Here is a 24,820-nt window from a genome sequence, read left to right on the forward strand (position 1 = left end):
CGGCGGCCAGGTCCCGTCCGCCCAGTGGACGTCCCGGTCCGCCCGCCCCGCCGGCGCGGCACAATGGCCGTATGACCAGCACGCCCCCACCCGCGGGTCCGGCCGGCGGACTCGACCCCGCCATCGCCGACCGGCTCAAGCGCAGCGCCGACGGCCTCGTCCCGGCCATCGCCCAGCAGTACGACACCGGCGAGGTGCTGATGCTCGGGTGGATGGACGACGAGGCCCTGCACCGCACCTTGACCACCGGCCGGTGCACCTACTGGTCGCGCAGCCGGCGGGAGTACTGGGTCAAGGGCGACACCTCGGGCCATGTCCAGCACGTGAAGTCGGTCGCCCTGGACTGCGACGCCGACACCGTTCTGGTCCAGGTCGACCAGGTGGGCGCCGCCTGCCACACTGGCGCGCGGACGTGCTTCGACGCCGACGTACTGCCGCTGGGCCGCTGACGTCCGGGTGACGACCTCAGGGGGCGTCAGGGTGTCCCGGAGGTGACCGTACGGGGTCATCTCATGGGCCGTGACCTGCGCGTGGTGACCGTACGGAGCGGGTGTTCCACAGTCCGCGCCCAACGCCTCCCGTCCAACGAGTAGGGTCAGCGGCCATGGACCTTGAGACCTTCCGCAAGCTGGCGGTGGACCGCCGCGTCATCCCCGTCAGCCGGCGCCTCCTCGCGGACGGCGACACCCCGGTCGGCCTGTACCGCAAGCTCGCCGCCGAGCGCCCCGGCACATTCCTGCTGGAGTCCGCGGAGAACGGCCGCTCCTGGTCCCGCTACTCCTTCATCGGGGTACGGTCCGCCGCCACCCTCACCGAGCGCGACGGCGTCACCCACTGGCTCGGCACCCCGCCCGTCGGGGTGCCCGTCGACGGCGACCCGCTGGCGGCCCTGCGCGCCACCGTGGAGGCCCTGCACACCCCCCGCGACCTCTCCTCCGGCATGCCGCCCTTCACCGGCGGCATGGTCGGCTACCTCGGCTACGACATCGTCCGGCGGCTGGAGCGGATCGGCGAGCACGGCCGGGACGATCTGCGCATCCCCGAGCTGACCATGCTGCTCACCTCGGATCTCGCCGTACTCGACCACTGGGACGGGACCGTCCTGCTGATCGCCAACGCCATCAACCACAACGACCGTGACACCGGGGTGGCCGAGGCGTACGCGGACGCCGTCGCCCGGCTCGACGCCATGGCCGCGGATCTCGCCGAGCCGGTACGGTCCGCGCCCACCGCGCTCCCCGCCTCCGAACTGCCCGACTACACCGCGCTCTGGGGCGGCCCCGACTACCAGGCCGCGGTCGAGGACATCAAGGAGCGCATCAGGGCGGGCGAGGCGTTCCAGGTCGTCCCTTCCCAGCGCTTCGAGACCCCCGTCACCGCGAGCGCCCTGGACGTCTACCGGGTCCTGCGGGCCACCAACCCGTCGCCGTACATGTACCTCTTCCGCTTCGACGGCTTCGATGTCGTGGGCTCCAGCCCGGAGGCGCTGGTCAAGGTCGAGGACGGCCGGGCGATGGTCCACCCCATCGCCGGCACCCGGCCGCGCGGCGCCACGCCCCAGGAGGACCAGGCCCTCGCCGACGAACTGCTCGCCGACCCCAAGGAGCGCGCCGAGCATCTGATGCTCGTGGACCTCGGCCGCAACGATCTCGGCCGGGTCTGTGAGCCCGGCACCGTCGAGGTGGTCGACTTCATGTCCGTCGAGCGCTACTCGCACGTCATGCACATCGTGTCCACCGTGACCGGACGGGTCGCCGAGGGGCGCACCGCCTTCGACGTACTGACCGCCTGCTTCCCGGCGGGCACCCTCTCCGGAGCCCCCAAACCGCGCGCCATGCAGATCATCGACGAGCTGGAGCCCACCCGGCGGGGACTGTACGGCGGCTGCGTCGGCTATCTCGACTTCGCCGGGGACTCCGACACCGCCATCGCCATCCGTACCGCCCTGCTGCGCGACGGCACGGCGTATGTGCAGGCGGGAGCGGGTGTGGTCGCCGACTCCGATCCGGTCTCCGAGGACACCGAGTGCCGGAACAAGGCCGCCGCCGTGCTCCGCGCCGTCCACACAGCCAACCGGTTGAACGCCGGGTAACCCCCGGGCGGCCGGGCGGTTGGAGCCGTAGGGGATAGTGGGGTGCGTGAGTGCCGTACCCGTACCCCAGCCCCGTACCGCAGGACCCGCCGCCACCGCCAGGAGCGGCGGCGGGGGCCGTCGTGCCCTCGCCGCGGCGCTGCTGCTCGGTGCCGCCGGGGCCGCGATCGCGCTGATCGCCTCCGGCCAGATCTGGGCCGAGGGCACGGCGGCCGTCGGCGGTGGCTCCGTGCCGCTCGACGCCGACGGCCGGGATGTCACCGGCGTTCCGGCCGCGCTCGGCATCGTCGGACTGGCGGCGCTCGTCGCCGTCTTCGCCGTACGCGGAGCGGGGCGCGTCCTCGTCTCGGCGCTGCTCGCGCTGAGCGGCGCGGGCGCGGCCGTCGCCGCGTTCCTCGGCGCGTCGGACAGCGCGGCCCTCGACGAGCTGGCCGCGAAGACCACCGGCGACAGCTCCGCCACCGTCGAGGCCCTGACCCATACGGCGTGGCCCTACGTGACCGCGGCCGGTGGGGTGCTGATCCTGCTCGCGGGCGCTCTGGCCCTGCTGTACGGGCGGCGCTGGCCGGGGATGTCGGGCCGGTACGAGCGCCCGGGCGGAGGGGGGCCCGCCGTGCGCGGCCGCGAGGCCCGTCGGGCTCCCGTGGTGGACCCCGACCGTCCCGAGGACCTGTGGAAGGCCCTGGACCGGGGCGAGGACCCCACGCGCGAGAGCTGACTCACACCCAAGGACCCCACGGGCCTGTACGGGTTCCGCATGCGGGACAATGTGGATTGAGCGTCCGACTCACCCAGCGCAACAGCAACGAGGAGCAACTCATGGCGGGCACCAGCCACGGACACACCCCGGCCGCCTGGACCGGCGTCACTATCGCCTTCATCGGCTTCTGCATCGCGGGAGTCTTCATGGTGGCGGCGAATCAGCCGGGGTTCTGGGCCGGTATCGGCGTGGTCTTCCTCGGTGGTGTCGTCGGCCTCGCGATGCGGGCCGCGGGTCTGGGCATGCCGAAGGAGTCGGCCGAGATGGCTGAGGCGAGGGCCGCCGCGGTGCGGCAGCAGATCGAGAACGCCGCCGGGACGCAGGTCCGGCCCGAGGCGCAGGGCCAGGCGCAGGCACCGCAGACGCAGGCCGTCTGACGGACGAGGACCGCGCGCCGCGTTCCTTTTCCACGGGCACGGTCCGCGGGTTCCACGGGCACGGTCCCGCGGGCACTCATTCCGCGCGTTGAGACGCACCGAGACGCAGTCCGGCGAGACCGGGCTGCGTCTTTCCGTATGAGCGGGGACAATCACCGGGTGGATGACGCCCTGTCTGTGCCCTCGCCCGACCGGCCGGCCCGTCCGTCGACGGCGCGGCGGCTGCTGCCGCCACTGGCGACCCTCGGCGCGGTGGCCGCCGCCTTCACCTACGTCGGGCTGGTCGACCCGAATGAAACCGGCCACTATCCGGTCTGCCCGCTGTACGGCCTGACCGGCGTCCTCTGCTTCGGCTGCGGCGGGCTGCGCAGCGCCCACGCCGTCGCGCACGGCGACTGGATCGCCGCCCTCGGCGACAACGCCCTGGCCACCATCGGCTATCCGGTCTTCGCCGTCCTGTGGGTGGTGTGGCTCGTACGTGCCCGGAAGGCGCTCCCCGTGGTGATCACCCTGCGGCCCGTCTGGTGGTGGGCCCTCGGCGGGGTGATCCTGGCCTTCAGCGTCATCAGAAACATGCCCTTCGGCTCGTCGCTCGCGCCATGATGGTCCAGGCGGTGTCATGCTCGGCCCACCGGATGCGGGTCCTGCGGCCAGTTCCGGCTAGCATCGATATGGCTGATCCTGATCCCATGGCCGATCTGATCAGCGACCGAGCTTGATTCGAACCAGTCCCGGAAGGGGGCCGCTCGCGTGAGTGTGCTCGACGAGATCATCGAAGGCGTACGCGCCGACCTCGGGGAGCGGCAGGCGCGCGTGGGCCTTGACGAGCTCAAGGAGCGCGCGGCGAAGGCGCCCCAGGCCAAGGACGGGGTCGCCGCGCTGCGCGGTGAGGGCGTCCATGTGATCTGCGAGGTGAAACGCTCCAGCCCGTCGAAGGGCGCGCTCGCCGCGATCGCCGACCCCGCGGCCCTGGCCGCCGACTACGAGGCGGGCGGCGCGGCCGTCATCTCCGTACTGACCGAGCAGCGGCGCTTCGGCGGCTCGCTGGCCGACCTGGAGGCGGTGCGCGCCAGGGTCGACATCCCGGTCCTGCGCAAGGACTTCATCGTCACCTCGTACCAGCTGTGGGAGGCGCGGGCGTCCGGCGCCGATCTGGTGCTGCTGATCGTCTCCGCGCTGGAGCAGCCGGCCCTGGTCTCGCTCATCGAACGCGCCGAGTCGATCGGGCTCACCCCGCTCGTCGAGGTGCACGACGAGGACGAGGTCGAGCGGGCCGTGGACGCCGGGGCGAAGATCATCGGTGTCAACGCGCGCGATCTGAAGACGCTGAAGGTCGACCGGAGCACATTCGAGCGGGTCGCTCCCGAGATTCCGCCCGGCATCGTGAAGATCGCCGAGTCGGGGGTGCGCGGGCCGCACGATCTGATCGCGTACGCGAACGCCGGGGCCGACGCGGTGCTGGTCGGTGAGTCGTTGGTGACGGGGCCCGACCCGAAGTCGGCGGTGGCCGATCTGGTGGCCGCGGGCGCGCATCCGGCGCTGCGGCACGGGCGGGACTGAACCGGCCGTGTCCTTGCCCGTTTCCGTGTCCTCGTCGTCTGTTGCTCCGCGTGTGCCGGCACGCGTGCCCAGTGCGGCGTTCGCGTGTGTGCCGCACGCACCGCTGGCGCGCGGGTGCCGCCCGCGCGGCTGCCGTGCGCCGGCGCGGCGGGTGCATGGGCGACGGGTGCGGTACGTGATCGGCGACGAGCCGGGGCAGGTCAACGGGATGCGATGGCGCGGGGCCGCGCGTTAGGCGTGGCCTTCGCGGTGCGGTGACCGTGCGTGGTGCGTGCGGTGCCGTGCTTGTGTGGCCGGTTCCCCGACCGCCGGTGTCCTTCCCTGGCTCCGCCGCGTGGTCACCGCGCTTCGCGCGGGCTGTGACGTGTCATGTCCGGAATCCGGCCACCGCGGCCCGTTGCCTCGCGCGTCTGTCGCCGGGCGCGGCTCCGCCTCGCCTTGGCGCAACACGGTGCTCTCTCTCCGTCTTCGTTGTTCCCGAGGAGTTCTCGCGTGTCCGAGTTCTTTGTTCCTGACCCTGACGGTCATGTCCCCAGCGCCGAAGGGTACTTCGGTGCCTTCGGCGGCAAGTTCATCCCCGAGGCGCTCGTCGCCGCCGTCGACGAGGTCGCCGTCGAGTACGAGAAGGCCAAGGGCGACCCCGCCTTCGCCGCCGAGCTCGATGACCTCCTGGTCCACTACACCGGGCGCCCCAGCGCCCTGACCGATGTCCCGCGGTTCGCCGAGCACGCCGGTGGTGCCCGGGTGTTCCTCAAGCGCGAGGATCTGAATCACACCGGCTCCCACAAGATCAACAATGTGCTCGGGCAGGCGTTGCTGACGAAGCGGATGGGCAAGACCCGGGTCATCGCCGAGACCGGGGCCGGGCAGCACGGGGTCGCGACCGCGACCGCCTGCGCGTTGTTCGGGCTTGAGTGCACCATCTATATGGGCGAGATCGACACCGAGCGCCAGGCCCTGAACGTGGCCCGGATGCGGATGCTCGGCGCCGAGGTCGTGCCCGTGAAGTCCGGGAGCCGGACGCTGAAGGACGCCATCAACGAGGCGTTCCGCGACTGGGTCGCCAATGTGGACCGTACGCACTATCTGTTCGGGACCGTCGCGGGGCCGCATCCCTTCCCCGCGATGGTGCGGGACTTCCACCGGGTCATCGGCGTCGAGGCCCGGCGGCAGATCCTGGAGCGGGCCGGGCGGCTCCCCGATGCCGCGGTGGCGTGTGTGGGGGGCGGGTCCAACGCGATCGGGCTCTTCCACGCGTTCATCCCCGACGCGGGCGTACGGCTGGTGGGCTGTGAGCCGGCCGGGCACGGCATCGGGACGGGGGAGCACGCCGCCACCCTGACCGCGGGCGAGCCCGGCATCCTGCACGGGTCGCGCTCGTACGTACTCCAGGACGAGGAGGGCCAGATCACCGAGCCGTACTCGATCTCGGCCGGTCTCGACTACCCCGGCATCGGCCCCGAGCACGCGTATCTCAAGGACAGCGGGCGCGGGGAGTACCGGGCGGTGACCGATGACGACGCGATGCGGGCGCTGCTGCTGCTGTCGCGTACGGAGGGCATCATTCCGGCGATCGAGAGCGCGCACGCGCTGGCCGGCGCTCTGGAGGTGGGGCGGGAGCTGGGCGAGGACGGGCTGATCGTCGTCAACCTGTCCGGGCGCGGCGACAAGGACATGGACACGGCCGCCCGCTACTTCGGGCTGTACGACGGGGAGGGCACCAAGTGAGCGGGAACATCCAGCTGCTGAGCGACACGCTCGCGGCGGCGAAGGCCGCGAACCGCGCCGCGCTGATCGCCTATCTTCCCGCCGGGTTCCCGACGGTGGACGGTGGGATCGAGGCCGTGAAGGCCGTCTTCGACGGTGGCGCGGACGTGGTCGAGGTGGGGTTGCCGCACAGCGACCCGGTGCTCGACGGGCCCGTCATCCAGACCGCCGACGACATCGCGCTGCGGGGCGGTGTGAAGATCGCGGATGTGATGCGTACGGTCCGCGAGGCGTACCGGGCGACCGGTAAGCCGGTGCTCGTGATGACCTACTGGAATCCGATCGACCGGTACGGGATCGAGCGGTTCACCGCCGAGCTGGCCGAGGCGGGCGGCGCCGGGTGCATTTTGCCGGATCTGCCCGTGCAGGAGTCCGCGCTGTGGCGTGAGCACGCCGAGAAGCACGGGCTGGCGACCGTGTTCGTGGTGGCTCCGAGCAGCAAGGACGAGCGGCTGGCGAAGATCACGGCCGTCGGTACCGGCTTCGTGTACGCGGCGTCGCTGATGGGCGTCACCGGGACGCGGGCCTCGGTGGGTCTGGAGGCCAGGAACCTGGTGGGGCGTACGCGCGCCACGACCGCGCTGCCGGTCTGTGTCGGCCTCGGGGTGTCCAACGCGGAGCAGGCGGCCGAGGTCGCCGGATTCGCGGACGGTGTGATCGTCGGATCCGCGTTCGTGAAGCGGATGCTGGACGCCGAGGACGAGGTGGCGGGGCTGGCTGCGGTCCGCGCGCTCGCCGCTGAGCTGGCCGAGGGCGTTCGCAAGCGCTGACGGGTGATCTCACCCGTACGGGTGGACCTGGGACCGGGGAGGTGCGTAGGCGCCTCCCCGGTTCGTTGCTGTGGGCGTGAGCGAGAAGAACCGTGAGGCAAAACGGAGCGCGAGAGAGCGGCTCCAGCAGGAACGTGCGGCGGACAGGACGCGGGAGAAGCGCCGGCGGACCCTGGTCGTCTCCGCGGCGGTGGTCGGGGTTCTCGGCCTGGTCGCGGTGGTCGGGCTGGTCGTCGCGAATGTCGGCAAGGACAAGGCCGACAGCGCGGGGGGCCCGGTCAGCGCGCCGTCGGGGCTGACGGGCAAGGACGATCTGGCGATCCCCGTGGGAGCGACGGACGCGCCGTCCACGCTCACGGTGTGGGAGGACTTCCGCTGCCCGGCCTGTGCCCAGTTCGAGAACGGCTTCAGGAGCACGATCCACGAGCTGGAGAAGGCGGGGGAGCTCAAGGTTGAGTACCACCTCGCCACGCTCATCGACGGCAATATGGGCGGTACGGGCTCGCTGCGCGCGGCCAACGCGGCGGCGTGCGCGCAGGACGTCGGCAAGTTCGCCCCGTACCACGACGTGCTCTACCAGAACCAGCCCGCGGAGACGGACGACGCCTTCGCCAAGAACAGCCATCTGCTGGATCTGGCGGGCAAGGTCGACGGGCTGGAGTCCGCGCCCGGCTTCCGGGAGTGTGTGGACGGCGGTGCGCACGACGACTGGGTGAACAAGTCCGCCGAGGCGTTCCGGACGGGTGGTTTCTCCGGGACGCCGACGGTGCTGCTCAACGGTGAGTCGGTCTTCCCGAAGAAGGGTGCCGAGAACATCACCCCGGCCAATCTGAAGAAGTGGGTCACCCAGGCCAACAAGGGCAAGAAGGCGGGTGAGACCACGCCGTCCGCGGCCTCCTCGATCCCGGTCGGATCGGCGCCCGCGGGGACCCCGTCGCCCTGAGCTCGTTATGCAGAAGTTGCCGGGCGGGTTGTCGTAGATCCCGCCCGGCACTGTAGCGTCGGTTCTGCCATGGACCTTGCATACATTCCCAGCCCGTCGACCGGAGTGCTCCACATCGGACCGCTCCCGTTGCGCGGCTATGCCTTCGCCATTCTCGTCGGGCTGTTCGTCGCCCTCTGGATCGTCAACCGGCGTTGGGTCGCCCGCGGCGGCAAGCCGGGAACGACCACGGACATCGCCGTCTGGGCCGTACCGTTCGGTCTGCTCGGTGGTCGCTTGTACCACGTCATCACCGATTACCAGCTGTACTTCGGTGAGGGGCGCGACTGGGTCGACGCCTTCAAGATCTGGGAAGGCGGCCTCGGCATCTGGGGCGCGGTGATGCTGGGCGCCGTGGGCGCGTGGATCGGCTGCCGCCGCCGGGGGATCGCGCTTCCGCCGTACGCCGACGCGCTGGCCCCGGCCCTCGCCGTGGCCCAGGCCATCGGACGCTGGGGGAACTGGTTCAACCAGGAGCTCTACGGCAGGGCGACCGATCTGCCGTGGGCGCTGAAGATCAGCGAGGGCCCCAACCGGGAGGCCGGCCTCTACCACCCGACGTTCCTGTACGAGTCGCTGTGGTGCCTCGGGGTCGCGGCGCTGGTCATCTGGGCCGAGCGCCGCTTCAAGCTCGGACACGGACGGGTCTTCGCGCTCTATGTCGCGGCGTACTGCGCGGGCCGCGGCTGGATCGAGTACATGCGCGTCGACGAGGCGCACCACATTCTGGGCCTCCGGCTCAATCTGTGGACCTCGATGATCATCTTCCTTCTCGCCGTTGTCTACCTCGTGGTCTCCAGCAGGCTGCGGCCCGGCCGTGAGGAGATCGTGGAACCGGACAAGGACGCCGACGACGCCCCGGCGAAGGACGCCGACGCCGGGGAATCGGCGGGGGACGACTCCGGTGAGGTCGCGGTGACCGCGGGGAAGAGCGAGGATTCGGTGTCCGGAGCGGCCAAGGACGGGACCTGAGCCCTCCGGCTCAGCGGCGGCTCGCCAGTGACAGGGTTCTGCGGGCCGCCGCCACGATCGCCGCGTCCACGAAACGGCCGTCCGGCAGCGCGTGTGCGCCCGCGTCGGTCGTCGCCGCCTCGATGATCTCCTCGGCCTCGACGATCTCCCGCGCGGTCGGCAGATACGCCCGCTCGATGACCGGCAGCTGGCGCGGGTGGATCGCCGCCCGGCCGACGAGCCCCAGTGCTCGGCCGCGGCGGCAGGACGACGCGAGACCGTCCAGGTCCTGTACGTCGGGATAGACCGACTGGGCGGGCGGGGGCAGGCCCGCCGCCCGGGCCGCGACCACGGCCCGGCTGCGTGACCAGTCAAGGCCCGCGTCGTCCCGTACCCCCAGATCGGCGCGGAGATCGGCCTCGCCCAGGGCGATGCCCCGGAGCGCCGGGTGGGCGGTGGCGATGGCGTGGGCGTGTTCCACGGCGAGGGCCGATTCGAGCAGCGCGTAGAGCGCGACATCGGGCGCGCGGGACGCGACGCGATGGATGTCCGAGGCATGGTCGACCTTCGGAACCCGCAGCCCGGCGAGCCCCGGCAGACCGGCCAGCGACGGCAGGTCCCGTTCGTCGGCGATCCGGACATGGACGGGGGTCTCGTGGGAGGACGACAGGAACTCGGTGGCGGCGGCGCGCGCGTACTCCTTGCGCTCCGGCGCCACCGCGTCCTCCAGGTCGACGATCACGACGTCCGCGCCGTAGGACAGCGCCTTCGGCATCATCTCCGGACGGTCTCCGGGCACATACAGCCAGGTGAGAGGGGCCGGCCGGCTGACCGGCGCGCTCATAGCGCGCCCGCCGAGCGCAGCGCGGCGATCTCCGGCCGGGACAGGCCCAGCTCGGCCAGGACGGTGTCGGTGTCCGCGCCGTGCGGACGGCCCGCCCAGCGGATGGAGCCGGGGGTCTCGGAGAGCCGGAAGAGAACGTTCTGCATCCGGAGGGGTCCCAGCTCCGGGTCGGGGACCTCGGTGATGGTGTCGAGCGCCTGGTACTGGGGGTCGGTCATGACCTCGCGGATGTCGTAGACGGGCGCGACCGCCGCCTCGGCCTTCTCGAACGCGGCCATGGCCTCCTCGCGGGTGTGCCGGGCCATCCAGTCGCCGACGGCGGCGTCCAGCAGATCCGCGTGGTCCGCGCGCCCGCTGCCGGTGCCGAACCATGGCTCCTCGATCAGCTCCGGGCGTCCCACCAGGCACATCACGCGTTCGGCGATGGACTGCGCCGATGTGGAGACCGCCAGCCAGGAGCCGTCGGCCGTGCGGTAGGTGTTGCGCGGGGCGTTGTTGCGGGAGCGGTTGCCGGTGCGCGGCTGTACGTAGCCGAGCTGGTCGTACCAGAGCGGCCCCGGGCCGAGGACGGTGAGGATCGGCTCGATGATCGCCAGATCCACCACCTGGCCCCGGCCCGTGACGGCGCGGCCGTTGAGCGCCGTCATCACCGCGTACGCCGTGGCCAGCGCGGCGATCGAGTCGGCCAGGCCGAACGGCGGCAGTGTGGGCGGCCCGTCGGGTTCGCCCGTGACGGCGGCGAACCCGCTCATCGCCTCGGCGAGCGTGCCGAACCCCGGGCGGTGGGCGTACGGGCCGAACTGCCCGAAGCCCGTCACACGCGCGAGCACGAGCCGGGGGTTGGCGGTGGACAGTTCGTCCCAGCCGAGCCCCCATTTCTCCAGGGTGCCGGGCCGGAAGTTCTCGATGATCACATCCGCTCCGGCGGCGAGGCCGAGCAGCAGATCACGGCCGCCGGGGGTGGAGAGATCGAGGGTGATGGCGCGTTTGTTGCGGCCGAGGAGCTTCCACCACAGCCCCACGCCGTCCTTGGCGGGGCCGTGCCCGCGCGACGGGTCGGGGCGGCGCGGGTGCTCGACCTTGATCACCTCGGCGCCGAAGTCACCGAGCATGGTCGCGGCGAGCGGGCCCGCGAAGAGCGTCGCGAGATCGAGGACGCGCAGCCCCGCGAGGGCCGGTCGGTCGGGTCCTGGCTGCTGGGGGGTGGGGCTGGCGGCGGCGTGCGCGGTCATCGGGCCTCGATCTCGGTGCGGTACGGCATGGAGGTGGACGCTCCGGGGCGTTGCACACAGAGCGCGGCGGCGACCGACGCCCAGTGCATCGCCTCGGGCATGGGGCGGCCCTCGCACAGCGCGACGGCGAGAGCGCCCACGTAGGTGTCACCGGCGCCGGTCGTGTCCACGGCGGACACCCGGGGCGCGGGCACCATGACGGACGCGGCGTCCCTGGCCGCGTACAGACTCCCCGCCGCTCCCATGGTGATCACGACCTCGGGAACCCGCAGGAGCAGGGCCTCGGCCGCCGCGTGCGGGGCGGCGATCCCGGTGAGGGTGGCCGCCTCGTGCTCGTTGGGGACCAGCAGATCGACGGTGTCGAGGAGTTCCGGCGGCAGGGGCTGGGCGGGCGCCGGGGTGAGGATGGTGCGTACGGAGTGTCGGCGCGCCGCGTCCGCGCCCTCCAGCACGGCGCTCAGCGGGAGTTCGAGCTGGAGGAGGAGGGCGTCGGCGGCGGCGATCACGGTCTCGTCACCGGGGCCGAGCCCGTTGACCGTGCCGTTCGCCCCCGGGATGACGACGATCGCGTTGCCGCCCTCGTCGTCGACGACGATATGGGCGGTGCCCGAGGCGCCCTCGTGGGTGCGCAGGAGATCCGTGTCGATGCCGGAGGCTTCGAGGGTGTGCCGCAGCAGTTCCCCGTACTCGTCCGTGCCGACCGCGCCGATCATCGCGACCTCGCCGCCCGCGCGGGCGGCGGCGACGGCCTGGTTGGCGCCCTTGCCGCCGGGGATCGTACGGAAATCCCGTCCGGTCACGGTCTCCCCGTGCTTCGGGGCGTGCGCGACATACACGACGAGATCCATATTGCTGCTGCCGAGCACCACGATGCCGCTCATGTGCGACGCGCCTCCCTCGGCGGCTTCTTCCCGGCCGGGCCGTCGGCCACCGCGTGCGTCAGCTCCGCGAGCGCGTCGAAGCCGGTGCCGTCGAACCCGGCGATCGAGGTGGCGAGCCGGTTCTTGAGCGGGGCGGTCCAGCGCTCGGGCAGCCTGGCCGGAGTGCCCGCCAGCAGTCCGGCGACGGAACCGGCCGTCGCGCCGTTCGAGTCGGTGTCCCAGCCCCCGGACACCGCACGGCAGATGGAGCCGCTGAAGTCGCCGTCCGCATGGGTCAGCGCGGCGGCGAGCAGCGCGGCGTTGGGCAGGACATGGACCCAGTGATAGTGGCCGTACGCGGTGTGCAGCGCGTCGGCCACGGTCTCGAAGTCCCGGTGGGCGCGGGCGGATGCGATCCCGGAGGTGATCGCACCGGCCAGCCGGGAGCGCGGTGGTACGACGGACAGCCCGGCCCGCAGACAGCTGTGCACGTCGTCGGTCCCGGCCGCGGCGGCGATGACGGCGGCGACGAACATCGCCCCGTACACCCCGTTCGCGGTGTGGGTGAGGGTCGCCTCGCGATGTGCCTGCGCGGCTGCCGCCGCCGGATCGCCGGGGTTCGTCCAGCCGTGCGCGTCGGCGCGGATGGCCGCCCCGATCCACTCCCGGAACGGATTGCGGTACCGAGCGGTCTCCGGCGGCTCGATCCCGGCGAGCAGATTGCGGTACGCGACGCGCTCGGCGGTGAACGTACGCCCGGCAGGCAGCTCCTCCAGCCAGAGCCGCGCGACATCCGCGGTGGTGAAGCCGCGGCCGTGGCGCCGGAGCAGCAGCACCGTGAGCAAGGGGTGGTCGAGGTCGTCGTCCTCGGGCATCCCGTCGATGTTCTCGGCGAGCGAGGTCGGCGCGGAGCGGCGGTTCCACGGGTACGCGGCGGCGAGATCGGCCGGCACCCCCTCGGCCGTGAACCAGGTGCGCAGCGGCCAGTTGCCGGTGGCGCGGGCGAGCGCGCGGATGCCGGAGAGCGGCAGCTTCTCGACGGGTTTGCCGAGCAGACAGCCCACGGCCCGGCCGAGCCAGGCGGCGTGCAGCCGGGGGACGGAGAGCGCGGGCGACGGCTCGGTCGGGGGGTCCGGCCAGGAGGGGCACGCGGCCTTGATGGCGGGCAGATCCGTCGGTTCCCGCTCCGCGAGCGGTGCGGGCAGCAGGGCCAGTTCGTCCAGCAGCTCACCGGCGAGTGCCCGGAGCCGTGGACCGGCCGGTGCGGATGAGGCGCCCGCGCGGTCCGGGGCGGGACGGCCGCCCGCCGCGCGCCAGCGGTCGGCGATTCGGGTCGCGTCGCGGCCGTCCAGCGCGGCCTCGCGCAGTTCATGGCCGATCAGATCCTCGGGCTGTACCCAGGTGAGGCGCAGATCCGTCATCGGGCGCCCGCCGAGCGCTGAGCCGGGGCGGGGTGAGGGGCGCTGGGGCCGGTCACCCCCGACGGTGTCAGCTCGATGAAGGCCGCCTCGTGCGCGCGGCGGCGCTCCGTGTCACGGGCGAACACCTCGTACGCCACCTTCGTCAGCGCCAGTGCGGGCGTGTGCAGATCGAGGCGGCTCGCCTCCGCCACGTCCCGCGCCCACTCGGCGGGAACGGCCGCCTCGCCGCCCAGTGCCCCGGCGAGCGCGCCGCTCATGGTGGCGATCGAGTCGCAGTCCCGGCCGTAGTTGACCGAGCCGAGGACCGTACGGCGGTAGTCGCCCGCGCCGATCAGCAGCATGCCGAGGGCGATGGGCAGTTCCTCGATGGAGTGCAGCCGGGAGGGGCGGCGGGCGCCCAGCGACGGGGCGCGGTAGTGCGGGCCGACCGTGTCGAACGGCGCGACCGCCTCGCGCAGCCCGCGCAGCGAGGACTCCGTGTCGCGGTGCCGGGCGGCCACCGCGCACACCGCCTCGATCGCCGCGCGCGTGCCGTCCTTCGCCAGGCCCAGACAGGTCGCCACGACCGACGCGGGCGTGGCGTCCGGCAGACACGCGGCGGCCACGGCGGCGGCGAACACCCCGGCGGCCTCCCGCCCGTACGAGGACTGGTGCGCGCCCGCCACCTCGATCGCCTCGGCGTAGGCGGCGGCCGGATGCGCCGCGTTGATCAGGCCGATGGGCGCCATGTACATCGCCGCACCGCAGTTGACGATATTTCCGGTGCCCGCCTCGCGCGGATCGACATGCCCGTAGTGCAACCGGGTGACCAGCCACTTCTCGGCGAGGAAGATCCGCTGGAGCGGCAGCGCCTCGGTCTCCAGCTCGGGGATCCAGCGCGGGGTGGAGATCAGGTCGGGGACGAGATGGTCGGCGACGGCGTAGGCGTCGAGATGGTCGCGGACCTTCTCGTACACCCGGATCAGCGCGTGCGTCATCAGGGTGTCGTCGGTGATGTGCCCGTCACCCTTGTGGTACGGCGCGAGCGGGCGGGCGGTGCGCCAGTCCTCGTTCCACGGTCCGACGATGCCGGACACCCGGCCGCCGTGCCGTTCCACGATCTGCTCGGGGGAGTACCCCTCGACCGGACCGCCGAGCGCGTCACCGACGGCCGCGCCGATCAGACAGCCGGTGATCCGGTCCGTGAGGGGGAGGGTCGTCGGGGCCGCGCTCTGTGGTGTCATGTCCGGAATTGTCCACCCGGAGTGGTCAGTTCCGTGGCTGCGAGCAGTCCGGCGAGTTCGACGAGATCGGTCCCCGCGAGCCGGGGGAGCGCACACCCCGCCAGGGTCCGGCAGACGTCCCGCCAGGCGGCCGGCACGGCGTCGCCGCCGCCGAGCGCGCCGGTCAGCGCACCGGCCAGGGCGGGCGCGGAGTCGGCGACCCGGGAGAGACAGGCGGCGGCGGGCACCGCTCCCGCGACATCGCCACCGGCGGCCAGGGTCAGGGCGAGGGCGACCGGGACGGTCTCGGCCGCGGCGATGCCGTAGCTGTAGACGTGGTCGACGATCTGATGCTCCAGCAGCGGTACGAGCGCGAAGGCGCCGGCCGGTTCCTCGGCGAAGTCGCGGGCCAGTTTGACGGCGTGGCGGGCGTTGCGGCCGATCTCCGTGGACTCGGGCAGCTGGCCGAGAGCGGTCTCGACGGCCGTCTCGGGGTCCCCGCCGCCGAGCGCGGTCGCGACGGCCGCCGCCATGGCGCGGGCGCCGTGCACCCCGTCACCGTCCTGGGTGTACCGGGCGTCGAACTCGGCGAGTTCGGCGGCGGCGGACGGATCGCCGGGGTGGACGACGGCGAGGACGGAGGCCCGTACGCACGCGGCGTCGTCGAAGTAGTGCGGGTTGTCGTGGCCGGTGGCGGGCGGGCGCAGCCCGGTGGCGAGATTCCCGAGCCCCGCGCGTACGGAGATCCGCGCCCGCAGGGGCGGTACGGCCGACTCCACCTCGGGCGCGCGGGCCGCCGCGGCGGCGATCTCGGCGGCGAGGGAGTTCCAGGCGAGATCGACGGCGCCCCGCGTCCGGCGGTCGGCGCCGAGGGAGTGGAAGTGATCGCCGGCGGCGGTGAGCACCGACTCGGCGGCGAAGGCGGCCCACTCGGCGTCGTCGGAGGGGCCGAGCTTGAGCGGTTCGGGGGGTTGGTTGAGCGCGATGGGCACGGGGAGGGTGGTGGTCGCGTTCTGCTCGGCGAAGGTGTCCAGTTCCCGGGTGAGCCGACGCGTCCACTCGGGCATCCGCGCGGCCCGGTGCCGGGCGGCGGGCCACCCGGCGGCGTCCCCGGCGGCGAGCCCGAGGAGCAGCCCCTCGATCCGGCGGAGGGGAGCGGCCCGGGAGCCGGGGGCGGGGGAGCCGGAGGTGTCCGGGGCGGCGGGGCGCTCCGGCGCGTGCGGTGTCTCGGCCCACGCACCGTCGCCGCGCGCCCGCTCCCGCTCGATCGCTGTCATGACGCCACCCTTTCGTCGTAGTCCGGCATGAGCAGGTCCGCGATGTCCAGTACGTGGTAGCCGCGCATCGAGGGCAGACAACTGCCCCGGACCGGGCCGATGACCGAGGACCATTCCTCGGGGATCGCCGCCGCCCCCGACATCGCGCCCGCCAGGGCGCCCGCGACCGCCCCGGTGGTATCGGCGTCCCGGCCCATGTTGACCGCCGTCAGCACCGACGTACGGAAGTCACCGCGCGCCGCCGCGAAGGCCCCGAAGGCCAGGCCCACCGCCTCGGGGGCCAGATCGGTCCACGGATAGCCGCCGATGACCACCGAGGAGCGGACGGCCCGCTCCAGCGTGAGCGTGTCGGGGTACGCCCGCCGCGCGGCGACGACTCCGCGGCGCAGGGTGCGGGCCGTCCAGGAGTCCATGGGGACCACGGACAGCGCCGCGGCGATCACCGACATGACTCCGGCGCCGCCCATCGCGGCGGCGACCCCGGCCGCCACCGCCCGGCCGCCGTAGATGCCCTCGCCGTCGTGGCTGACCCGGCCGTCGACCGCGACCAGCCGCGCGGCCTCCTCCGGCCGGCCCGCGGCGAAGACCCCGAAGGGCGCCGCGCGCATCGCGAGCCCGTCGCTCCAGGCGTGCCGGTGCTGGGCGGTGATGGGGGCGGCGAGCCCGCGCCGCAGATTCTCCAGCGTGCCGCGCTCGCTGAAACCGGCCCCGCGGAAGGGGCCCTCGTCATGGTCCGCGAGCCAGTGGTGCCAGGCGTTCTCGACATGGGCGACGGTCAGCGCCGAGCCGTGCCGGGCGAGCAGCAGCCCGGAGAAGATCGTGTACTCGGTGTCGTCGGTGCCCGCCGGGCTGTCGGCCACGAACCCTTCGATACGGCCCCACCGGCGGCGGATCTCGGAGGGCCGCATGTTCTCCGCCGGGGCGCCGATCGCGTCGCCCACGGCGAGCCCGAGCAGGGCACCGCGCGCCCGGTCCCGGAGCACCGCGACCGCGTCGGCCTCGGGGTGTGCTCGGTCCGTGTCGATCTCCGGATGTGCCCGGACCGCGTCGGCCTCGGGGCGTGCTCGGCCCGTGTCGATCTCCGGCTGTGCTCGGACCGCGTCGATCTCGGGGCGAACCGCGCCCGCGTCAACCACGGGATCGCGACGGACTGACTCCATGGTGTGGCCCTTTCGCGCGAGCCCGTGTCACCGCGTCGGTGTCTCCGCATCTGTGCCACACGGAGCGCCGGGGGAGTCCGAGAAACCCCGCTGTCACCCGGGTGACATCTCCGTCGCGGCCCGGCCCAAGGCCGGTAAGTACGGCCTTCCTTGCTGGCGGGAGCCATTTTTCGTGCGTATTTTCGAGGCATTGAGCGGGGCGGAACCCGGTGTGCCGGGCCCCGGCACACCGGGTTCCGCCCCCGTGAAAAGAGGAGAGACATGTCCATCATCGAGACCGAGGCAACGCTCCACGAGGCCCACCGCGACAATCACACGCATCGCGATGTCAATGGCGGCTGGCTGCGTCCCGCGGTGTTCGGCGCGATGGACGGACTGGTCTCCAACCTGGCGCTGATGACCGGTGTGGCGGGCGGCGCGGTCTCTCAGCAGACGATAGTGATCACCGGGCTCGCGGGCCTGGCGGCCGGTGCCTTCTCGATGGCCGCGGGCGAGTACACCTCCGTCGCCTCCCAGCGCGAGCTGGTCCAGGCCGAACTGGAGGTGGAGCGCGGGGAACTGAGGAAGCACCCCGCCGACGAGATGGCGGAGCTGGCCGCGCTCTATGTGTCACGCGGCGTGGAGCCGGAGCTTGCCCACGAGGTGGCACGGCAGCTCTCGAAGGACCCCGAGCTGGCGCTGGAGATACACGCGCGCGAGGAGCTGGGGATCGACCCGGACGATCTGCCGTCGCCGCTGGTCGCCGCCGTGTCGTCGTTCGGCTCGTTCGCCCTGGGCGCGCTGCTGCCCGTACTGCCGTATCTGCTCGGCGCCACCGCGCTGTGGCCCGCCGTGCTGCTCGCGCTGATCGGGCTCTTCGCCTGCGGTGCGCTGGTGGCGCGGGTGACGGCGCGCAACTGGTGGTACAGCGGACTGCGTCAGCTGCTCCTCGGCGGAGCGGCGGCGGCGCTCACCTACGGGCTCGGCGCGCTGTTCGGCGCGGCACTCTAGGTCCTGTCCGGACAGGACCTGGCGGGTGCACTTTCGGGGGATTTTTCCCCTGGTCCGGGATATCCCGAATTCGGCTGCGAGGCTCTAACCTGGGGAGGGCCCCCGAGGGCGGGCGGGCGGAAACGCCCGCCCTGTAATGTCCGTCGCCGCGCGTTCCGGCCCCCGGGATGCGACACTTTGCCAGCGCCATACCAGCAGCCGTTACCCAGCGGTTTCGAGTCGGTAATCACCGGGCATGAGCCGTAGGCGCCGCGGGCAACGAAGCCTGCTCCGTCTCAGCCGACCGGACGACGATCTGTCCGTCTGCGCCCCCCTTCACCGCTATGAGCGGTGTCCACATGCTGGAACAAGCTATCCGCTACCCGAGAAGCTGCCCATCATGTAACCTGCACGAAATTTCTTGGAGGGCCAACGTCGTCCCTCGGTACTCGCATATGCCACGACGACGACGGGAGAGCCAATGCGTTTCGACGCCTGGTCGCCCATGGATGGTCGCCCCGCCCCCCAGGGGATGTACGACCCCCGTAACGAGCACGACGCCTGTGGTGTCGGGTTCGTGGCCACCCTCACTGGTGTAGCCAGCCACGCGCTGGTGGAGCAGGCGCTGACCGTACTGCGCAATCTCGAACATCGCGGCGCCACCGGCTCGGAGCCCGACTCCGGCGACGGCGCGGGAATCCTCCTCCAGGTCCCGGACGCCTTCCTCCGCGAGGTCGCCGGTTTCGAGCTGCCCGAGGCCGGCTCGTACGCCGTCGGCATCGGCTTCCTGCCCGCCGACGACGCCATGGACGCCGTCTCACGCATCGAGACGATCGCCGCCGAGGAGGGCCTGAACGTCCTCGGCTGGCGCGAGGTGCCCGTAGCGCCCGAGCTGCTCGGCGCCACCGCCCGCTCGACCATGCCGGCCTTCCGCCAGCTGTTCATCGCCGAGGACACCTCCCGGACGGGACCCGGGGGAGGTACGAGCACGGGCATCGCCCTGGACCGCAAGGCGTTCCTGCTGCGCAAGCGCGCCGAGCGCGAGGCCGGCGTCTACTTCCCGTCCCTCTCCGCCCGGACCATCGTCTACAAGGGCATGCTCACCACCGGGCAGCTCGAACCGTTCTTCCCGGACCTCTCCGACCGCCGTTTCGCGACCGCGATCGCGCTGGTCCACTCACGGTTCTCCACCAACACCTTCCCGAGCTGGCCGCTCGCCCACCCGTACCGCTTCGTCGCGCACAACGGCGAGATCAACACGGTCAAGGGCAACCGCAACTGGATGCGTGCCCGTGAGTCCCAGCTCGCGTCCGACCTCTTCGGCGGCGAGGCGCTTGAGCGGATCTTCCCCGTCTGTACGCCCGACGCCTCCGACTCCGCGTCGTTCGACGAGGTCCTTGAGCTGATCCACCTCGGCGGCCGGTCGCTGCCGCACTCCGTGCTGATGATGGTCCCCGAGGCGTGGGAGAACCACGACTCCATGGACCCGGCCCGGCGCGCCTTCTACCAGTTCCACGCCACGATGATGGAGCCCTGGGACGGCCCCGCCTGTGTCACCTTCACCGACGGCACGCAGGTCGGCGCCGTCCTCGACCGCAACGGACTGCGTCCGGGCCGTTACTGGGTGACCGACGAGGGACTTGTCGTCCTCTCCTCCGAGGTCGGCGTCCTGGACATCGACCCGGCCAAGGTCGTCCGCAAGGGCCGCCTCCAGCCCGGCCGGATGTTCCTCGTCGACACCGCCGAGCACCGCATCATCGAGGACGACGAGATCAAGGCGTCCCTCGCCGCCGAGCAGCCCTACCAGGAGTGGCTGGAGAGCGGCGAGATCGAGCTGTCGGACCTGCCCGAGCGCGAGCACATCGTGCACACGCACGCCTCCGTCACCCGCCGCCAGCAGACCTTCGGCTACACCGAGGAGGAGCTGCGCGTCCTGCTCGCGCCCATGGCACGGGCCGGCGCCGAGCCGATCGGCTCCATGGGCACGGACTCGCCGATCGCCGCGCTCTCCGCCCGGCCGCGACTCCTCTTCGACTACTTCACCCAGCTCTTCGCGCAGGTCACCAACCCGCCGCTGGACGCCATCCGCGAGGAGCTGGTCACCTCGCTGCGCTCCTCGCTCGGCCCCCAGGGCAATCTGCTGGAGCCGGCCGCCGCGTCCTGCCGCAGCGTCACCCTCCCCTTTCCGGTGATCGACAACGACGAGCTGGCCAAGCTCGTCCACATAAACGCCGACGGCGACATGCCCGGCATGAAGGCCGCCACGCTCTCCGGTCTCTACCGGGTCGGTGGCGGCGGTGATGCCCTCGCCACCCGCATCGACGAGATCTGCGCCGAGACGGACGCCGCGATCGAGAGCGGCGCCCGGATCATCGTGCTCTCCGACCGGCACTCCGACGCCGAGCACGCCCCGATCCCCTCGCTGCTGCTGACCGCCGCCGTGCACCACCACCTCATCCGCACCAAGCAGCGCACCCAGGTCGGGCTGCTGGTCGAGGCCGGCGATGTCCGCGAGGTGCACCATGTCGCGCTGCTCATCGGCTACGGCGCCGCCGCCGTCAACCCGTATCTCGCCATGGAGTCCGTCGAGGACCTGGTCCGCGCCGGTACGTTCATCGAGGGCCTGGCGCCCGAGCGGGCGATCAGGAATCTGATCCACGCGCTCGGCAAGGGCGTCCTGAAGGTGATGTCCAAGATGGGCATCTCCACCGTCGCCTCCTACCGGGGCGCGCAGGTCTTCGAGGCCGTCGGCCTGGACCAGTCCTTCGTCGACAAGTACTTCAACGGCACCGCCACCAAGATCGGCGGCGCCGGTCTCGATGTCGTGGCCGAGGAGGTCGCCGCCCGGCATGCCAAGGGCTACCCGGCCTCCGGGATCTCCGCGAGCCACCGCAAGCTGGAGATCGGCGGCGAGTACCAGTGGCGCCGCGAGGGCGAGCCGCACCTCTTCGACCCGGAGACCGTCTTCCGGCTCCAGCACGCCACGCGCTCCCGCAGCTACGACATCTTCAAGCAGTACACGAGCCGGGTGAACGAGCAGTCCGAGCGGCTGATGACGCTGCGCGGCCTGTTCAACTTCGCCTCCGACCGCACGCCGGTCCCGCTGGACGAGGTCGAGCCCGCCTCCGAGATCGTCAAGCGCTTCTCCACCGGCGCCATGTCGTACGGCTCGATCTCCCGCGAGGCGCACGAAACCCTCGCCATCGCGATGAACCAGCTCGGCGGCAAGTCCAACACCGGTGAGGGCGGCGAGGACGCGGACCGGCTCTACGACCCGGCCCGCCGCTCCTCCATCAAGCAGGTCGCCTCCGGCCGCTTCGGTGTCACCAGCGAATACCTGGTCAACGCCGATGACATCCAGATCAAGATGGCGCAGGGCGCCAAGCCCGGCGAGGGCGGCCAGCTGCCCGGCCACAAGGTCTACCCGTGGGTCGCCAAGACCCGGCACTCCACCCCCGGCGTCGGTCTGATCTCCCCGCCGCCGCACCACGACATCTACTCCATCGAGGATCTCGCCCAGCTGATCCACGACCTCAAGAACGCCAACCCGGTGGCCCGCATCCATGTGAAGCTGGTCTCCGAGGTCGGCGTCGGCACCGTCGCCGCGGGTGTCTCCAAGGCGCACGCCGATGTCGTACTGATCTCCGGCCACGACGGCGGTACGGGCGCCTCGCCGCTCACCTCGCTCAAGCACGCGGGCGGCCCCTGGGAGCTGGGTCTCGCCGAGACCCAGCAGACCCTGCTGCTCAACGGCCTGCGCGACCGTATCGTCGTCCAGACCGACGGCCAGCTGAAGACCGGCCGCGATGTGGTCATCGCCGCGCTGCTGGGCGCCGAGGAGTTCGGTTTCGCGACCGCGCCGCTCGTCGTCTCCGGCTGCGTCATGATGCGCGTCTGTCATCTGGACACCTGCCCGGTCGGGATCGCCACCCAGAACCCGGTGCTGCGCGAGCGGTTCTCCGGCAAGGCCGAGTACATCGTCAACTTCTTCCAGTTCATCGCGGAAGAGGTCCGCGAACTCCTCGCCGAACTGGGCTTCCGCACCCTCGAAGAGGCCGTCGGCCACGCCGAACTGCTCGACACCGAGCGGGCCGTGGATCACTGGAAGGCGCAGGGCCTCGACCTCAAGCCGCTCTTCCATGTGCCCGCGCTGCCCGAGAACGCCGTACGCCACCAGGTCATCGCCCAGGACCACGGCCTGGCGAAGGCGCTCGACAACGAGCTGATCAAGCTCGCCGCCGACGCGCTGAGCGCCGAGAGCGCCGAGGCCGCCCAGCCCGTACGCGCGCAGATCGGCATCCGGAACATCAACCGGACCGTCGGCACCATGCTCGGCAACCAGGTGACAAGGAAGTTCGGTGGCGCGGGCCTGCCCGACGACACCATCGACATCACCTTCACCGGCTCCGCCGGCCAGTCCTTCGGCGCGTTCCTGCCGCGCGGTGTCACGCTGCGCCTGGAGGGCGACGCCAACGACTACGTCGGCAAGGGCCTGTCCGGCGGCCGGGTCGTCGTACGGCCCGACCGCGGCGCCGACCATCTCGCGGAGTACTCCACCATCGCGGGCAACACCATCGCCTACGGCGCCACCGGTGGCGAACTCTTCCTGCGCGGCCGGACCGGCGAGCGCTTCTGCGTCCGCAACTCCGGCGCCACCGTCGTCTCCGAGGGCGTGGGCGACCACGGCTGCGAGTACATGACCGGTGGCCACGCCGTCGTCCTCGGCGAGACGGGCCGCAACTTCGCGGCCGGTATGTCGGGCGGCGTCGCGTATGTCATCGACCTCGACGCCGACAATGTCAACGCCGGAAACCTGGGCGCCGTCGAACAGCTCGACGACACCGACAAGGGATGGCTGCACGATGTGGTGCGCCGCCACCAGGAGGAGACGGGTTCCACCGTCGCGGAGAAGCTGCTCGCCGAGTGGGACACCGCCGTGGACCGCTTCAGCAAGATCATCCCGACCACGTACAAGGCAGTGCTCGCCGCCAAGGACGCCGCCGAGCTGGCCGGTCTCTCGGAGACCGAGACCACCGAGAAGATGATGGAGGCGGCGACCAATGGCTGACCCGAAGGGCTTTCTCACCACCGGGCGCGAAGTCGCCAGGACCCGCCCCGCCGAGGAGCGCGTCAAGGACTGGAACGAGGTCTACGTTCCTGGCTCGCTGCTCCCGATCATCAGCAAGCAGGCCGGACGCTGCATGGACTGCGGCATCCCGTTCTGCCACAACGGCTGTCCGCTGGGGAATCTGATCCCCGAGTGGAACGACTACGCGTACCGCGAGGACTGGACGGCCGCGAGCGAGCGGCTGCACGCCACAAACAACTTCCCGGAGTTCACCGGGCGGCTCTGCCCGGCCCCCTGTGAGTCGGCGTGTGTCCTCGCGATCAACCAGCCCGCCGTCACCATCAAGAACGTCGAGGTCTCGATCATCGACAAGGCGTGGGACAACGGCGATGTCACCCCGCAGCCGCCGGACCGGCTCTCCGGCAAGACCGTCGCCGTCATCGGCTCGGGACCGGCCGGACTGGCCGCCGCCCAGCAGCTGACCCGGGCCGGTCACACCGTCGCGGTGTACGAGCGCGCCGACCGGATCGGCGGACTGCTGCGGTACGGCATCCCCGAGTTCAAGATGGAGAAGTCGCACATCAACCGCCGTATCGAGCAGATGCGCGCGGAGGGCACCAAGTTCCGTACCGAGATCGAGATCGGCCGGGACATCGACGCGGCGAAGCTGCGCAAGCGGTACGACGCCGTCGTCATCGCCGCGGGCGCCACCGTCTCGCGCGATCTGCCCGTCCCGGGGCGTGAGCTGAACGGCATCCACTTCGCGATGGAGTATCTGCCGCTCTCCAACAAGGTGCGGGAGGGCGACCTGACGGTCTCCCCGATCTCCGCCGAGGGCAAGCACGTCGTGGTCATCGGCGGCGGCGACACCGGCGCGGACTGCGTCGGTACGGCGCACCGCCAGGGCGCGCTGTCCGTCACCCAGCTGGAGATCATGCCGAAGCCGGGCGAGGAGCGCGCCACGCACCAGCCGTGGCCGACGTTCCCGATGCTCTACAAGGTCACCTCCGCGCACGAGGAGGGCGGCGAGCGGGTCTACTCCGTCTCCACCACCCACTTCGAGGGCGACGAGGACGGCAATGTCCAGAGCCTGAACCTGATCGAGGTGGAGTTCAAGGACGGCAAGCTGGAGCAGAAGCCGGGTACGGAGCGGAAGATCCCGGCCCAGCTGGTCACGCTCGCCATGGGCTTCACCGGCACCGACCAGGAGAACGGCCTGGTCGAGCAGTTCGGTCTGGAGCTCGACGGGCGCGGCAACATCGCGCGTGACGCGGACTTCGCGACCAATGTGCCCGGCGTGTATGTCGCCGGAGACGCGGGCCGTGGCCAGTCCCTGATCGTGTGGGCGATCGCCGAGGGCCGCTCGGCGGCGCGCGGTGTGGACCGGATGCTGACCGGCGCGAGCGATCTGCCGGCCCCGATCCGTCCGACGGACCGTGCGCTGACGGTCTGATACGTCACCTTCACCCGAGACTCCCGTACAACGGCGTACGGGCGGTGTTGGCCCGGGGAGCGTCTCCCGGGCCTC

General features: G+C 71.9%; 21 protein-coding genes. 14 read left to right on the top strand and 7 right to left on the bottom strand.

All coding sequences use genetic code 11. The annotated features are described in order from the left end of the window. Positions 1-71 precede the first annotated feature (71 nt). From hisI to lgt, 11 genes are all read left to right on the top strand, one after another. Positions 72-449, top strand: a complete 378-nt coding sequence (gene hisI / locus ABTZ59_RS21335) for a phosphoribosyl-AMP cyclohydrolase (RefSeq protein ID WP_249950758.1) — start codon at positions 72-74, stop codon at positions 447-449. A gap of 155 nt (positions 450-604) precedes the next feature. Next, positions 605-2,092, top strand: coding sequence for an anthranilate synthase component I (locus ABTZ59_RS21340; protein ID WP_351407679.1), 1,488 nt, complete (start codon positions 605-607; stop codon positions 2,090-2,092). Positions 2,093-2,129: 37 nt separating this feature from the next. Continuing rightward, positions 2,130-2,810 (top strand): TIGR02234 family membrane protein, encoded by a 681-nt coding sequence (locus tag ABTZ59_RS21345; protein ID WP_351407688.1) that lies wholly within the window; start codon positions 2,130-2,132, stop codon positions 2,808-2,810. Between the two features lie 101 nt (positions 2,811-2,911). After that, the gene (locus ABTZ59_RS21350; RefSeq protein WP_503003326.1) at positions 2,912-3,229 is read left to right on the top strand and encodes an HGxxPAAW family protein; all 318 of its coding nucleotides are present in this window, start codon (positions 2,912-2,914) and stop codon (positions 3,227-3,229) included. 138 nt (positions 3,230-3,367) lie between these two features. Then, positions 3,368-3,832: a DUF2752 domain-containing protein gene (locus ABTZ59_RS21355; RefSeq protein WP_503003304.1), complete on the top strand. Its 465-nt coding sequence runs from the start codon at positions 3,368-3,370 to the stop codon at positions 3,830-3,832. Positions 3,833-3,979: 147 nt separating this feature from the next. Beyond that, positions 3,980-4,789: an indole-3-glycerol phosphate synthase TrpC gene (gene trpC, locus ABTZ59_RS21360; protein ID WP_351407701.1), complete on the top strand. Its 810-nt coding sequence runs from the start codon at positions 3,980-3,982 to the stop codon at positions 4,787-4,789. Positions 4,790-4,841: 52 nt separating this feature from the next. Next, the gene (trpM, locus tag ABTZ59_RS21365) at positions 4,842-5,024 is read left to right on the top strand and encodes a tryptophan biosynthesis modulator TrpM (protein ID WP_503003328.1); all 183 of its coding nucleotides are present in this window, start codon (positions 4,842-4,844) and stop codon (positions 5,022-5,024) included. A 257-nt stretch (positions 5,025-5,281) separates the two neighbouring features. Continuing rightward, positions 5,282-6,517: a tryptophan synthase subunit beta gene (gene trpB, locus ABTZ59_RS21370; RefSeq protein ID WP_351407720.1), complete on the top strand. Its 1,236-nt coding sequence runs from the start codon at positions 5,282-5,284 to the stop codon at positions 6,515-6,517. Continuing rightward, positions 6,514-7,326: a tryptophan synthase subunit alpha gene (trpA, locus tag ABTZ59_RS21375; protein WP_351407732.1), complete on the top strand. Its 813-nt coding sequence runs from the start codon at positions 6,514-6,516 to the stop codon at positions 7,324-7,326. The genes trpB and trpA overlap by 4 nt, the downstream gene beginning before the upstream one ends. Positions 7,327-7,402: 76 nt before the next feature. Beyond that, entirely contained in the window at positions 7,403-8,269 is an 867-nt protein-coding gene (locus tag ABTZ59_RS21380; protein ID WP_351407737.1) for a DsbA family protein, read from the top strand. 69 nt (positions 8,270-8,338) lie between these two features. Continuing rightward, a complete protein-coding gene (gene lgt, locus ABTZ59_RS21385) occupies positions 8,339-9,280 on the top strand; it encodes a prolipoprotein diacylglyceryl transferase (RefSeq protein WP_351407749.1) in 942 nt (313 codons plus the stop codon). Positions 9,281-9,290: 10 nt separating this feature from the next. Here lgt and ABTZ59_RS21390 read toward each other — a convergent pair whose 3' ends face one another. Genes ABTZ59_RS21390 through ABTZ59_RS21420 form a run of 7 tightly spaced genes read right to left on the bottom strand, consistent with a single transcriptional unit; the run spans position 9,291 to position 17,120 of the window. Beyond that, complete coding sequence (locus ABTZ59_RS21390) at positions 9,291-10,103, bottom strand: HpcH/HpaI aldolase/citrate lyase family protein (protein ID WP_351407762.1); 813 nt, start codon at positions 10,101-10,103, stop codon at positions 9,291-9,293. Then, positions 10,100-11,335, bottom strand: coding sequence for a CaiB/BaiF CoA transferase family protein (locus tag ABTZ59_RS21395; RefSeq protein WP_351407771.1), 1,236 nt, complete (start codon positions 11,333-11,335; stop codon positions 10,100-10,102). Before ABTZ59_RS21395 ends, ABTZ59_RS21390 begins: the two co-directional genes overlap by 4 nt. Further along, entirely contained in the window at positions 11,332-12,216 is an 885-nt protein-coding gene (rbsK, locus tag ABTZ59_RS21400; RefSeq protein WP_351407780.1) for a ribokinase, read from the bottom strand. Before rbsK ends, ABTZ59_RS21395 begins: the two co-directional genes overlap by 4 nt. Continuing rightward, entirely contained in the window at positions 12,213-13,616 is a 1,404-nt protein-coding gene (locus ABTZ59_RS21405; protein ID WP_351407789.1) for an ADP-ribosylglycohydrolase family protein, read from the bottom strand. The genes rbsK and ABTZ59_RS21405 overlap by 4 nt, the downstream gene beginning before the upstream one ends. Then, positions 13,613-14,839 (bottom strand): ADP-ribosylglycohydrolase family protein, encoded by a 1,227-nt coding sequence (locus ABTZ59_RS21410; protein ID WP_351407795.1) that lies wholly within the window; start codon positions 14,837-14,839, stop codon positions 13,613-13,615. The genes ABTZ59_RS21405 and ABTZ59_RS21410 overlap by 4 nt, the downstream gene beginning before the upstream one ends. Further along, positions 14,836-16,095: an ADP-ribosylglycohydrolase family protein gene (locus ABTZ59_RS21415; protein ID WP_351407807.1), complete on the bottom strand. Its 1,260-nt coding sequence runs from the start codon at positions 16,093-16,095 to the stop codon at positions 14,836-14,838. The genes ABTZ59_RS21410 and ABTZ59_RS21415 overlap by 4 nt, the downstream gene beginning before the upstream one ends. After that, positions 16,092-17,120 (bottom strand): ADP-ribosylglycohydrolase family protein, encoded by a 1,029-nt coding sequence (locus ABTZ59_RS21420; protein ID WP_351408233.1) that lies wholly within the window; start codon positions 17,118-17,120, stop codon positions 16,092-16,094. Before ABTZ59_RS21420 ends, ABTZ59_RS21415 begins: the two co-directional genes overlap by 4 nt. A 396-nt stretch (positions 17,121-17,516) precedes the next feature. Here ABTZ59_RS21420 and ABTZ59_RS21425 point away from each other — a divergent pair, with 396 nt between their 5' ends. From ABTZ59_RS21425 to ABTZ59_RS21435, 3 genes are all read left to right on the top strand, one after another. Continuing rightward, positions 17,517-18,245, top strand: a complete 729-nt coding sequence (locus ABTZ59_RS21425) for a VIT1/CCC1 transporter family protein (protein WP_351407823.1) — start codon at positions 17,517-17,519, stop codon at positions 18,243-18,245. A 460-nt stretch (positions 18,246-18,705) separates the two neighbouring features. Beyond that, positions 18,706-23,292 carry a glutamate synthase large subunit gene (gene gltB, locus ABTZ59_RS21430; protein WP_351407833.1) on the top strand — a complete coding sequence of 1,529 codons (4,587 nt, stop codon included), beginning with the start codon at positions 18,706-18,708 and terminating at the stop codon, positions 23,290-23,292. Beyond that, positions 23,285-24,745, top strand: coding sequence for a glutamate synthase subunit beta (locus tag ABTZ59_RS21435; RefSeq protein ID WP_351407840.1), 1,461 nt, complete (start codon positions 23,285-23,287; stop codon positions 24,743-24,745). Before gltB ends, ABTZ59_RS21435 begins: the two co-directional genes overlap by 8 nt. The last annotated feature ends 75 nt before the right edge of the window (positions 24,746-24,820 follow it).

Source organism: Streptomyces sp. NPDC094034 (genome assembly GCF_040303865.1).
GTDB lineage: Bacteria > Actinomycetota > Actinomycetes > Streptomycetales > Streptomycetaceae > Streptomyces.